General features: G+C 68.6%; 12 protein-coding genes. 8 read left to right on the top strand and 4 right to left on the bottom strand.

The window, feature by feature from the left end; all coding sequences use genetic code 11:
• Positions 1 to 7 precede the first annotated feature (7 nt).
• Positions 8 to 1,600, bottom strand: coding sequence for a sensor histidine kinase (locus tag FNZ56_RS11865; RefSeq protein ID WP_143880364.1), 1,593 nt, complete (start codon positions 1,598 to 1,600; stop codon positions 8 to 10).
• 164 nt (positions 1,601 to 1,764) lie between these two features.
• On the opposite strand from FNZ56_RS11865, the gene sucC reads away from it, so the two are divergent.
• From sucC to FNZ56_RS11885, 4 genes are all read left to right on the top strand, one after another.
• Entirely contained in the window at positions 1,765 to 2,931 is a 1,167-nt protein-coding gene (gene sucC / locus FNZ56_RS11870; protein WP_143880036.1) for an ADP-forming succinate--CoA ligase subunit beta, read from the top strand.
• Between the two features lie 14 nt (positions 2,932 to 2,945).
• Positions 2,946 to 3,821 (top strand): succinate--CoA ligase subunit alpha, encoded by an 876-nt coding sequence (gene sucD, locus FNZ56_RS11875; protein WP_143880037.1) that lies wholly within the window; start codon positions 2,946 to 2,948, stop codon positions 3,819 to 3,821.
• A gap of 347 nt (positions 3,822 to 4,168) precedes the next feature.
• Positions 4,169 to 4,552 carry an endonuclease domain-containing protein gene (locus tag FNZ56_RS11880; RefSeq protein WP_143880038.1) on the top strand — a complete coding sequence of 128 codons (384 nt, stop codon included), beginning with the start codon at positions 4,169 to 4,171 and terminating at the stop codon, positions 4,550 to 4,552.
• Entirely contained in the window at positions 4,549 to 6,201 is a 1,653-nt protein-coding gene (locus FNZ56_RS11885; RefSeq protein WP_143880039.1) for an NAD+ synthase, read from the top strand. The genes FNZ56_RS11880 and FNZ56_RS11885 overlap by 4 nt, the downstream gene beginning before the upstream one ends.
• A gap of 45 nt (positions 6,202 to 6,246) precedes the next feature.
• Here the strand turns inward: FNZ56_RS11885 and FNZ56_RS11890 are convergent, their stop codons facing one another.
• Positions 6,247 to 7,137 carry an outer membrane protein assembly factor BamD gene (locus FNZ56_RS11890; RefSeq protein ID WP_143880040.1) on the bottom strand — a complete coding sequence of 297 codons (891 nt, stop codon included), beginning with the start codon at positions 7,135 to 7,137 and terminating at the stop codon, positions 6,247 to 6,249.
• An 81-nt stretch (positions 7,138 to 7,218) separates the two neighbouring features.
• On the opposite strand from FNZ56_RS11890, the gene rluD reads away from it, so the two are divergent.
• Genes rluD through FNZ56_RS11910 form a run of 4 tightly spaced genes read left to right on the top strand, consistent with a single transcriptional unit; the run spans position 7,219 to position 9,889 of the window.
• Positions 7,219 to 8,208 (top strand): 23S rRNA pseudouridine(1911/1915/1917) synthase RluD, encoded by a 990-nt coding sequence (gene rluD, locus FNZ56_RS11895; protein WP_143880041.1) that lies wholly within the window; start codon positions 7,219 to 7,221, stop codon positions 8,206 to 8,208.
• A gap of 7 nt (positions 8,209 to 8,215) precedes the next feature.
• Entirely contained in the window at positions 8,216 to 8,962 is a 747-nt protein-coding gene (gene pgeF, locus FNZ56_RS11900; RefSeq protein WP_143880042.1) for a peptidoglycan editing factor PgeF, read from the top strand.
• On the top strand, positions 8,950 to 9,498 hold the full coding sequence (locus FNZ56_RS12995; RefSeq protein WP_143880043.1) for a DUF4166 domain-containing protein: 549 nt from the start codon (positions 8,950 to 8,952) through the stop codon (positions 9,496 to 9,498). Before pgeF ends, FNZ56_RS12995 begins: the two co-directional genes overlap by 13 nt.
• Complete coding sequence (locus FNZ56_RS11910) at positions 9,485 to 9,889, top strand: thiol-disulfide oxidoreductase DCC family protein (protein ID WP_246064604.1); 405 nt, start codon at positions 9,485 to 9,487, stop codon at positions 9,887 to 9,889. Before FNZ56_RS12995 ends, FNZ56_RS11910 begins: the two co-directional genes overlap by 14 nt.
• Before the next feature lie 15 nt (positions 9,890 to 9,904).
• On the opposite strand, the gene FNZ56_RS11915 is transcribed toward FNZ56_RS11910, so the two are convergent.
• The gene (locus FNZ56_RS11915; RefSeq protein WP_143880044.1) at positions 9,905 to 10,666 is read right to left on the bottom strand and encodes a lysophospholipid acyltransferase family protein; all 762 of its coding nucleotides are present in this window, start codon (positions 10,664 to 10,666) and stop codon (positions 9,905 to 9,907) included.
• A gap of 51 nt (positions 10,667 to 10,717) precedes the next feature.
• Positions 10,718 to 12,043, bottom strand: a complete 1,326-nt coding sequence (locus tag FNZ56_RS11920; protein ID WP_143880045.1) for a M20/M25/M40 family metallo-hydrolase — start codon at positions 12,041 to 12,043, stop codon at positions 10,718 to 10,720.
• Positions 12,044 to 12,149: the final 106 nt, after the last annotated feature.

A 12,149-nucleotide genomic window follows, 5' to 3' on the forward strand; every position in this document is an offset into this window, starting at 1 on the left:
CCCGCGGTCAATGCCGCAGCAGGGCGTTCATCGCGGGAAAGGTGATGCGGAAGCAACTGCCGGTGCCGGCGCCGCGCGCGATGTAGTCCAGGCGGGCGTCGTTGGCGTGGCAAAGCTCGCGGGCGATGTACAGGCCCAGGCCGGTACCGTGTTCGGAGGTGGTGTAGAACGGCCGGAACAGCTGCGCGGCCACGCCCTCGGGAATGCCGGGGCCGCGGTCGATGACGTCGATCACCGGGTTGGCGCCCTCGCGGTGCGGGTGCACGGTCACCAGCGCCGCTTGCCCGGGCTGGCGGCCATGGTTCAGGGCGTTCTGCACCAGCACGGTCATGACCTGGTAGAGATGGCGCGAATCGAACATGCCGGGCAGGGACAGGTCCGCCCCGGCCGCCGAGACGTTGCCGGTTCCTTCCGGCATGGTGTCGCGGAAGTCGGTGACGAAGCGCCGGCAGAAGGCGTTGAGGTCGAGTTGCTCGGGTGTCGCGCGTTCGCGCCGGGCGAGGCCGAGCACGCTTTCGACGATGTCGTTGGTGCGCTGGCATTGCTGGTGGACGATCTGCAGCAGGCGCCGGTCGCCGTCGGCGATCTTGGGCGATTCCTCGAGCAGTTGCGCCGCGTAGTTGATCGCCGCGAGCGGGTTGCGGATCTCGTGCGCCAGGCTCGCGGAGAAGCGCCCGAGCGTGGCCAGGGTCAGCGACTCCGCGCGCCGCGACACCTGCGATGCGTCGTCGAGGAACACCAGCGCGATGTCGCTGTTGCCGAGCAGGCCGGCGAAGCGCGGCAATACCTCGACCTGGTCGGTGCCCAGCCGCAGGGGAACGTCCGGGGCCTTGCCGTCCCCGCGCCACTGGCGCAGCCGGCGCGCGACCTCGGGCGCGAGCAGGTCGATGCTGCGCCCGCCGACATCGCCCAGCAGCGCGGCGGCGGCTTCGTTCGCCAGTTGCACGTGGCCTTCGCCATCGACCAGCAGCACGCCGGCGTGCATGCGGCGGATGATGAGCTCGTTCACCGCGGCGAGGTCGGCGAGTTCGGCGCCGCGGCGTTCGGCCAGCGCGTGGCTGTCGCGCATCTGCCGGCCGAGCAGGTAGGTGAGCATGGCGATGGACAGGAAGCTCACCGAGAACATCAGCACTTCGGCGAACGGGCGCGGTTGCGCGGCATCGCCCAGCTGGGTCCAGACGTATTCCGCGGTCAGCGCGCCACCCGCGAGCAGCGCGCCGCCGAGCCCGAAGCGCAACGGCAACAGCAGCGCCGCCGAGCCGACGTTGAACAGCAGCATGAGGGCGATGCCCGCCGCCGCCTCGGGCAGGGCATGGGTGGCGAGCGTGGCGGCGACGATGTCGATGCCGGTGCCGAGCAACACCTGCCAGCGCAGGCCCTGGCCGCGTCGCGCCCACTGGAACAGCAGCAGCGCCGCGAACAGGTACAGGAACGACACGCCGCGCGCGAGGGCGGGGAGGCGCGGTTCGCCGGCCAGGAACCCGAACGGGCTGAACAGCACCAGCGCCAGCAACGCCGCCTCGAAGACGCGGTAGAGGCTGAAGAAATACAGCTCGCGCCGCAGCGCGTCGGTGATCGGCAGCGGTTCGCGGCTGCGCATGGACACGCGGGGGCGCTCCGGGGGCATCGCCCGAGTATAGGCACGCCACGGGTCGGTTTTGCCCGCGCCCTGCGCATCGGCGACAATGACGGGCTCCCGTCCATGCCCGCCGCGACCTTCGCGGGCCGCGCGGCGGGTGCCGGTTTCCTCCCCAAGGGTGACAGATGAACTTCCACGAATACCAGGCGAAGCAGCTCTTCGCCGACTACGGCATCGCCGTTCCCGCCGGGCGCGTGGCGCGCACGCCGGAAGAGGCCGTCGACGCGGCCAAGGCCATCGGCGGCGACGCCTGGATGGTGAAGGCGCAGATCCACGCGGGCGGCCGCGGCAAGGCCGGCGGCGTCAAGTACTCGAAGTCCTTCGACGAAGTGCGCGACTACGCCAAGGGCATGCTCGGCACCAGGATGGCGACCTACCAGACCGCCGGCGTGGAATTGCCGGTCGACTGCGTGCTGGTGACCCAGGCCACCGACATCGCCAAGGAGTTGTACCTCTCGGTGCTGGTCGACCGTTCCAGCAAGTCCATCACCTTCATCGCCTCGGCCGAAGGCGGCATGGACATCGAACAGGTCGCGCACGAGAAGCCGGAAGCGATCCAGACGCTGCACGTGAACTACGTGCAGGGCCTGCAGCCCTACCAGTGCCGCGACCTCGGCTTTGCCATGGGCCTGGACGCGAAGCAGGCCGGCCAGCTCAGCAAGATCATGCTGGGCCTGTACAAGCTGTTCAACGACAAGGACCTGGCGCTGGTCGAACTGAACCCGCTCGCCATCCTCGCCGACGGCAACCTCGCCGTGCTCGACGGCAAGATCAATTCCGACGACAACGCGACCTTCCGCCACCCGGAACTGGCCGCGATGCGCGACATCCGCCAGGAAGACGAGACCGAGGTGCGCGCCAGCCAGTACGACCTCAACTACGTCACCATGGACGGCAACATCGGCTGCATGGTCAACGGCGCCGGCCTCGCAATGGCGACGATGGACGTGATCAAGCTCGAAGGCGGCGAACCGGCGAACTTCCTCGACGTCGGCGGCGGCGCGACCAAGGAACGCGTCACCGAGGCGTTCAAGCTGATCCTCTCCAGCGACAAGGTGAAGGCGATCTTCGTCAACATCTTCGGCGGCATCGTCCGCTGCGACATGATCGCGGCCGGCATCATCGCCGCGGTCAAGGAAGTGGGCGTCAAGATCCCGGTGATCGTGCGCCTCGAAGGCACCAATGTGAACGAGGGCAAGGAATTGCTCAGGAACTCCGGCCTCGCGATCACCGCTGCCGACGACATCAACGACGGCGCGAAGAAGGCGGTTGCGGCCGTCGCCGGCAAGTAAGGAACGACGACACCATGAGCGTTTTGATCAACAAGAATACGAAGGTACTCGTCCAGGGCTTCACCGGCTCGCAGGGCACCTTCCACGCGCAGCAGATGCTCGACTACGGCACGAAAGTAGTCGGCGGCGTCACCCCCGGCAAGGGCGGCAGCGAACACCTCGGCCTGCCGGTGTTCAACACCATGGCCGAAGCGGTGAAGGCCACCGGCGCCGACGCATCGGTGATCTACGTGCCGCCGCCGTTCGCGGCCGACGCCATCCTCGAAGCGGCCGATGCCGGCATCAAGGTCATCGTCTGCATCACCGAGGGCATCCCGGTGCTAGACATGCTGCGGGTCAAGAACACGCTGAAGGGTTATCCCGATGTCGTGCTGGTCGGCCCGAATTGCCCCGGCGTAATCACCCCCGGCGAATGCAAGATCGGCATCATGCCCGGTCACATCCACATGCCGGGCAAGGTCGGCATCGTGTCGCGTTCGGGCACGCTGACCTACGAAGCGGTGAAGCAGACCACCGACGTCGGCCTCGGCCAGTCGACCTGCATCGGCATCGGCGGCGATCCGATCAACGGCACCAACTTCATCGACGCCCTGCGCTGGTTCCAGGACGATCCGCAGACCGACGGCATCATCATGGTCGGCGAGATCGGCGGTTCGGCCGAGGAAGAAGCGGCCGAGTTCATCGCCAAGAACGTGACCAAACCCGTCGTAGGTTTCATCGCCGGTGCGTCCGCGCCAAAAGGCAAGCGCATGGGCCACGCCGGTGCGATCGCCTCGGGCGGCTCGGGCACGGCCGAAGGGAAGTTCGCCGCGATGGAAAAGGCCGGCGTCACCACGGTGAAGTCGCCGGGCGACCTTGGCGCGGCCATCGCGAAGCGCCTCGCGAAATAAGTCGCATCGATTCGCTCTCCACGAAAGGCCGCCTCCGGGCGGCCTTTTGCTTTTTGCGAAAGGTCGAAAGCCGGCCCCTCATCCGCCCCTTCGGGGCACCTTCTCCCGCAGGCGGGAGAAGGGTTGTGTCTCGAACTCATCCCAAGCGGGAGAAGGGTTGTGTCTCGAACCCCTCCCATGCGGGAGTAAGGGATGCGAGGTGAGCATTGAATCTTTAACCCCTCTCCCGCTTGCGGGAGAGGGAGAGGCGCGAAGCGCCGAGGGTGAGGGGCGGCTTTTTCCTACAGACACCGTAATCGTTCCGGGCGAGCTTTCCGTCCACGAGCCACCGAAACGGACAGAAATGCATGCGCGAAGGACGGAAAACCGGATTCGCCCGCCATCTGCGGCGAACCATGACCGACGCCGAACGATCCGTTTGGCACCATCTGCGCAACCGCGCCTTCATGGGCTGCAAGTTCCGCCGCCAGCACGCTGTCGGCGCGTATATCGTCGATTTCGTTTGCCTGGAACACCGGCTTGTCGTCGAGTTGGATGGCGGTCGGCATGCCGGCGATGCCCGCGACGAGAACCGCGACAAGGCCCTGCATGGCATGGGTTTCCGTGTCCTGCGTTTCTGGGACAATGCCGCACTGGCGGAGCAACAGACCGTGCTTGCCGCGATCTTGGAAGCATTGGACTGCTCCTTCCCTGCAGCCGCGAAAGTGGAAAAGTCTCGACCACCGACATGACCCAAACCCTCCGCATCGCGATGGCGCAGTTCGATTTCCCGGTCGGCGACGTGGCCGGCAACGCGGATCGCATCGCGCGGATGATCGTCGAGGCGCGCGACGCGCGCGGAGCGGACATCGTGCTGTTCCCCGAACTCGCGCTCAGCGGCTATCCGCCGGAGGACCTGCTGTACCGGCCTTCGTTCCTGCGCGATTGCGAAACCGCTTTGAATGGCATCGCGGCGAGCGTGCAGGGCATCGTCGCCGTGGTCGGCTGGCCGCAGGCCGATGGCGCGGTGGTGTTCAACGCCGCGTCGGTATTGCGCGACGGGCGCATCGAACAAACCTATCGCAAGCGCGAATTGCCGAATTACGCGGTGTTCGACGAACGCCGCTACTTCGACGTCGACCCGGACCGCGAGGATTGCGTGTTCGAGGTCCAAGGCGTTCCGGTCGGCCTCGTCATTTGCGAGGACCTGTGGTTCGCCGAGCCGATTTCGTCCACGGTCGCGGCCGGCGCGCAACTGGTGCTGGTGCCGAACGCCTCGCCGTTCGAGCGCGACAAGCACGCGCAGCGCGATGCGTTGCTGGCGCAACGCGTGTCCGACACGTCCGTCAACGGCATGGGCGCGGCGATCGCGTATCTGAATGTCGTCGGCGGGCAGGATTCGCTGGTGTTCGACGGCGCCTCGGTGCTGGCCGACGGCGACGGCACCATCCATCCCGCCGCACGCGCGTTCGAGGACCACTGGCTGGTCGCCGATTACGACGCGGCTTCGCGGCGCTTCACGCCGGTGTCGTGGCCGGTCGAGGACGAGGAATCGCGCGACGCGCTGGCCTGGCGCGCGGTGGTGCGCGGCACCCGCGACTACTGCCGCAAGAACGGCTTCGACAAGGCCTGGCTCGGATTGAGCGGCGGCATCGATTCCGCGCTGGTGCTCGCCATCGCGGTCGATGCATTGGGCGCGGACAACGTCACCGCGGTGCGCATGCCGTCGCGCTATACCGCCGGCCTGTCCAACGACCTCGCGCAGGAACAGTGCGACGCGCTCGGGGTAAAGCTGATCGCGCTGCCGATCGAGAAACCGTTCCAGGGCTATCTCGATGCACTCTCCGAAGTCTTCGCCGGCAAGCCGGTCGACACGACCGAGGAAAACCTGCAGTCGCGCACCCGCGGCGCGCTGCTGATGGCGTTGTCCAACAAGTTCGGCGGGCTGCTGCTCACCACCGGCAACAAGAGCGAATACGCGGTCGGCTACGCCACGATCTACGGCGACATGTGCGGCGGCTACGCGCCGATCAAGGACCTGTACAAGACCGAGGTGTTCGCGCTGGCGAAGTGGCGCAACGCGGTCGGCGGCGGCGAGGTGATCCCGGTCGCGGTGATCGAACGCCCGCCGTCGGCCGAATTGCGCGACAACCAGAAGGACCAGGATTCGCTGCCGCCCTACGACGTGCTCGACGCGATCCTCTCTCGCCACGTGGACCAGGAACAGTCGCGCGCGGAGATCGTCGCCGCCGGTTTCGATGCGGCGACGGTGGAGAGGGTGTTGAAGCTCGTGCGCATCAGCGAATGGAAGCGGCACCAGGCCGCGCCGGGGCCGAAGGTCAGCCGTCGCGCGTTCGGGCGCGAGCGGCGCTATCCGATTAGCAACGGTTATCGCGAATGAAAAAGCCGGGCCTAGGCCCGGCTTTTTCGTCTCGATGCGCAGCGATCAGCGCGAGGACTGCATTTCCGGCGGACGCTCGTTGTCCAGCGCCGACTTCTCGCCGGAGAACGGGTTCAGGCCGCGCAGCTTGGACGGATAGTCCGGCCAGTTGCGGCCGTGCAGCCACGGGTGGTTCGGGTCGTTCTGCTCGAGCACGCGCTTGGCGTCGTCGGCGAGCGCCTGGTTGCCGAGCCGGGTGTAGCTTTCGGCCAGCGCGGCGATGGCGTCGTCCTGGTAGGCCGACTGCGGGTAGGTTTCCAGCAGGCCCTTGGCCCGTCCGATCGCCGAGATCCATGCGCCGCGGCGCATGTAGTACAGCGCGGTATCCATCTCGTGGCGCGCGAACATGTTGCGCAGCGCGACCATGCGCTGGCGCGCGTCGTCGGCGTAGCGGCTGTTGGGGAAGCGCGTGGTGACGATGCCGAAGTCGTTGTAGGCCTGTTGCGGGGTGGCGAGGTCGCGGCGGCTGGCGTCGAGGTTCCATACCCGCTGCAGGAACACCGTGTCGCGGTTGGAATTCACCAATCCGCGCAGGTAGTAGAGATAGGCGTTGTTGCGGTGGCTCGGATAGGTGCGCAGGAAGCGGTCGATGGTCGAGATCGCGTCGTCGTTGCTGCCGGACTTGAACTGCGCGTAGGCGTCTTCCATCAACGCCTGCTCGGTGTACGGGCCGTACGGATACTGCGCGACCAGGCGCTTGAAGGTGACGTCGGCGGCGCTGTAGTTGCCGTAGGTGAGCGATTTGTGGGCCTTCGCGTACAACTGCTCGACCGGCACGCCCTCGTTCGCATTCTTGTCCTTGAACATGCCCTTCATCCGGCTGCAGCCGGTGCCGGCGAGCAACACGACGGCGAGCAGCAGCAGCGCGAAGCGCGAAAACCGGAACGTCTGGGTCATGGACGGGGCACGTGGGGCACGGAGCGCGGATAATAGCAGCCCGCCCGCGCCGGCCATTGCCGCGCCCTGAACGATTCCCGCATGAACGCCCACGCCACCGAAGCCGTGTCGCCACTGGCCGCGACCGTCCCCGCAAGCGCGGCCGGGCGGCGTTTCGACGCCGTGCTGGCCGAGCTGTTCCCGCAGTACTCGCGCTCGCGGCTGGCGGAGTGGATCAAGTCCGGCGACGCCTTGCTCGATGGCCAGCCCGCCCGCCCGCGCGACCCGGTGCGTGGCGGCGAGGCGGTGTCGCTGGCGGTGGTCGAGGCCGTGCAGACCCATGCCGTGGCCGAGGACATCCCGCTCGACATGCTGTACGAGGATGCGTCGGTCTTCGTGATCGACAAGCCGGCCGGGCTGGTCGTGCACCCGGGCGCGGGCAATCCCGCCGGCACGCTGGTGAACGCGCTGCTGCACCGCGATCCGGCGCTGGAGAAGCTGCCGCGCGCGGGCATCGTGCACAGGCTCGACAAGGACACCAGCGGCGCGATGGTGGTCGCGCGCACGCTGGAGGCGCACACCGCGCTGGTCGCGCAGTTGTCCGCGCGCGAGGTGCATCGCCAGTACCTGGCCATCGTCGTCGGCGCGCTGGTCTCGGGAGGAACCGCGAACGCGGCCATCGACCGCCACCCGCGCGACCGCCTGCGCCAGGCCGTGCGCGAGGACGGCAAGGACGCGGTGACGCATTACCGCCTGCGCGAGCGCTTCCGCGCGCACACCGCGCTGGAATGCCGGCTCGAGACCGGGCGCACGCACCAGATCCGCGTGCACATGGCCCACCTCAAGCATCCCATCGTCGGCGACCCGCTGTACGGCGGTTCGCTGAAATTGCCGAAGGGTGCTTCCGACGAGCTGATCGCCGCGCTGCGCGGGTTCAAGCGACAGGCCCTGCATGCGGAAGTGCTGGAATTCGCGCATCCGGCCACGGGCGAACCGGTGCGCTGCACCGCACCGCTGCCGGCGGACATGCAGTCCCTGATGAGCGCGCTGCGCGAAGATGCCATCGCGCATGCGGAAACCGGGCGCCGGTGACGCTCCGATGAGCGCGTGGATCGACGCCGACTGGCCCGCGCCGCCCGGCGTGCGCGCATTGACCACGACGCGCTACGGGATGGGCGTGTCGCAACCGCCGTTCGACAGCCTAGACCTCGGCCTGCGCAACGGCGACGACGTCGCCGCGGTCGCGGAAAACCGCATGCAGATCGAATCCGCATTGCGGTTGCCATCGTCGCCGCGCTGGTTGCGGCAGGTGCACGGCACCAGCGTCGCGATCGAGCCTGGCGAAGACGAACCCGAAGCCGATGCCGCGGTCACGTCCGTGCCCGGCACCGTGCTCGCAGTCCTCACCGCGGACTGCCTGCCGGTGGCGTTCGCCGCGAAAGACGGTGGCGAAATCGCCGTCGCGCACGCGGGCTGGCGCGGGCTCGCCGCAGGCGTGCTCGAAGCCACCATCGCGGCGATGAAGGCGCCGCCGCGGGACATCGTCGCCTGGCTCGGCCCAGCCGCCGGCCCCGATGCCTACGAAATCGGCGAGGAGGTGTTCGACGCGTTCGCCGCGATCGACCCGCGCACCGCAACCGCGTTCGTGCCCACGCGTCCCGGTCATTGGCACGTCGATCTCCACGCGCTGGCGAAGCGGCGCCTCGCCGACGTCGGCATCGCCGACGTGCACGGCGGCGGCCTGTGCACGATTTCCGATCCAACGCGCTTCTTCTCGCATCGCCGCAGTACCACCGACGGAAGCGGGCGCAGCGGGCGCATGGCGACGCTGGCATGGATGCGGTGAGCGCGGGGGCGTTGTTCCGGCGCATCCTCGGCGAAGGGTTCGACGCATTGCCCGCGCAGCTCCGCGCGCTGCACGGCATCGTTCCCGGCCAGCGCGTTACCTGGCGCGGCGAAGCGGCCATTGCCCGCGGCCGGAATCCGCTGGCGAGGCTGTGCGCGCTGGCGACGCGACTGCCCCGGGCGAACGAATGCGCGCCGACCACGATCGAATTCGCCGCCGATGCCGACGGCGAAACCTGGCGGCGCGACTTCGCCGGCGCGCCGATGGTTTCGCGTTACCGCCAATGCGACGGATTGCTGTGCGAACGCCTGGGGCTGGTCGAATTCGCCTTCGCGTTGCGGATCGATGCCGGCGAAATCCGGTGGACGACCGCGGGCGTGCGCCTGTTCGGCGCGCTGCCGTTGCCCGCCGCGTGGTTCGCCGGCGTGCGTTGCCGCGAACGCGAGCGCAACGGCCGTTACGAATTCCTGGTCGAGGCGACGCTGCCGCTGGCGGGCCCGCTGGTCCGCTACGAAGGCTGGCTTGAACGCGCCTGACGCCATCGTGGTGTTCGACGGGGTTTGCGTGGCCTGCAACCGTTCGGTCGATTTCCTGCTGCGCCGCGACCGCGCGAAACGCTATAGCTTCGCCGCGATGCAGTCGCCGGCCGGGCATGCATTGATGGCCGCGCACGGCATCGATCCCGCCAACCCGGCTTCGTTCCTGCTGCTCGAAGGCGGGCGTGCGTTCCGCGATTCCGAAGCGGTGCTGCGGGTGCTGTCCGGGCTCGGCGGCGCGTGGCGCTGCGCACGGTTCGCGCTGTTCGTGCCGCGCGCATGGCGCGACGCGGTTTACCGCGGGATCGCGCGCCATCGCTATCGCTGGTTCGGGCGCCGCGAAGCATGCCGCGTGCCGACGCGGGAGGAAGCAGGGCGGTTCCTGTCCTGACCCGGTTCGCCCGCGCTAGCGCGCGTCGTGCAGGGCCAGCACCGCATCGCGCGCGCGCTGGGCCAGCGCGTTGCGGTCCTGCGGCGCCATTCCCGCGGTTTCGATCGGATCGCCGAAGCGCACCACGATCGTGCCCGGGCGCACGCTGAAGCCCGACGGCGGCAACACCGAACCCGCGCCCGCGATCGCGACCGGCAGCACCGGCACCCCGGCTTCGAGCGCGAGTTGCAAGGCGCCGCCCTTGAACGGGCCGACCGTGCCGTCCTTGCTGCGCGTGCCTTCGGGGAAGGCGGCGAAGGTCGCCGCACCGCGCAGCTTTTCCGCCGCTTCGGCGAGTTTTCGTTTCGCCTCGCGCGCATTGCCGCGGTCGATGAAGGCCATGCCCATGAATCGCGCGTACCAACCGACGAAGGGCACGCCCGCGATCTCGCGCTTCAGCACGAAGCGCAGCGGCACCGGCACCGCGCGGAACAGCGCGGGGATGTCGATCATCGAGGCATGGTTGGCGACCAGCACCTGCGGCCGCGACCAGTCCACGCGTTCGGCGCCTTCCACCCGCAGCCGCGCGCCGGCGCCGAGGAACAGCAACGGCGCCCAGTACAACGCCGCCATCCGCAGCGGCAGGCGCGGCCCGGAGAGCAGGCCGAGCAGCAGCGCCACCGGGAAACCGGCCACAGTGACCAGGATGGTGAACAGCGCCTGCAGCGCGTTGAGCGCGACCCAGCCGACGCGGGCCGGCCAATGGGTTCGTCGTGCGGGCAGGGAGGTGGCGCTCATGCGATCGGGTGCTTCATGGGCGCGAAAGCATAACCGCGCGCACCGGCGCGGTCAGCGTGGCGTGTTCGCCAGCCGGTGCATCAGGATCGCCGCGCGCGTGGCCTGGCGCGGGATCGAGCCGAGGTCGGCGCTTTCGCCCGCGGCGTGGCTGCCGCCGCCGGAAATGCCCATGCCCACCAGGCCATCGGTGTCCGCGGCGACGAAGGAAATGTCGCCGGCGCCGCGCCCGAGCGGATCGAGTTCGCCCATCGGCGGCAGGCCGAGGCCGCGGTTCACCTCGTTGAGTTTCGCCAGCAGCGCGCGACTGCCGGCGGTGGGCGGCATCGGCGGGTAGTTCTCGTCGATCTGCAGCGTCGCGTCGGTGCGCGGCAGGTGGCGCGCGACGATGGCCTGCATCTTCGCCGCCACGCGCCGGGTCTGTTCCACGTCCAGCGTGCGGAAATCGCCGCGCGCGATCGCGACGGGCGGCACGATGTTGTCCTTGCCGCTGGCGGTGAGATGCGTTTTCCCCGCATCGAACTGCGCGGCCTGGCCGCCGCCGACCAGGCCGACGTTGAAGGTGAGGTTGGGTTCGGGCAGTTCCTCGCGGAACGCGGCGATGATCCGCGCGAGTTCGAAGATCGCGCCATCGCCGAGTTCGTCGGAGAAGATGCCGGAACTGTGGCCGGATTCGCCGCGCGTGGTCAGCACCCAGGTGTTGGACGAACGCCGCGCGATCGAACCCATGTCGCGACCGTTCTGGTGCGACAGGTTCTCGAAATCCAGGGCCACGTCGGCGCGCTTGCCGGCGGCGACCAGGTCCGCGCGCGCGATCGACACCGGGCTGCCGACGTCCTCCTCGTCGCCACTGAGCACGACTTCGATGTCGGCATCGCGCAATGCGCCCGCGGCCTGCATCGCGCGCAGCGCGGCCAGCATCACCACGTCGCCACCCTTGTCGTCGCCGACGCCCGGGCCGACGGCTTCGTCGCCATCGCGCCTGAAGCCGGTGAACGGATCGTCGGCTTCGAACACGGTGTCGAGGTGGCCGATCAGCAGGATGCGCTTGCCCTTGCCGTTGCCGCGATGAATCGCGACCAGGTGCCCGGCGCGGCCGGCGGCGGTCATCGGTTTCCATTGCACTTCGAAGCCGAGTTTTTCGAATTCCGGCGCGAGTATGTCCGCGACCGCCTTCACCCCGGCGAAGTTGTAGGTGCCGCTGTTCCGTTCCACCAGCTTCGCGAGCAGGGCGATGGCATCTTCCTTGCCGGCCTCCGCCGCGGCGGCCATCTGGCGTTCCTGCGTGGAGAGCCCCGTCGACGGCGTTTCGGCGCGAACCGGAATCGCGAAGGGCAACGCGAGCAACAGGGCACAGGCGAGGGCGGGGAGGTGCGGCATGGCGATCCGGGGTCGAAGCAGGATCCCGACCATACCGCAGCCGAACCGGAGGCGGCATCCGCCTTGAATCACGCCGCCGAAACCGCATTTCAGGGACATTCGGCCT

This window comes from Lysobacter lycopersici (assembly GCF_007556775.1).
GTDB classification, from domain to species: Bacteria; Pseudomonadota; Gammaproteobacteria; order Xanthomonadales; family Xanthomonadaceae; genus Pseudoluteimonas; species Pseudoluteimonas lycopersici.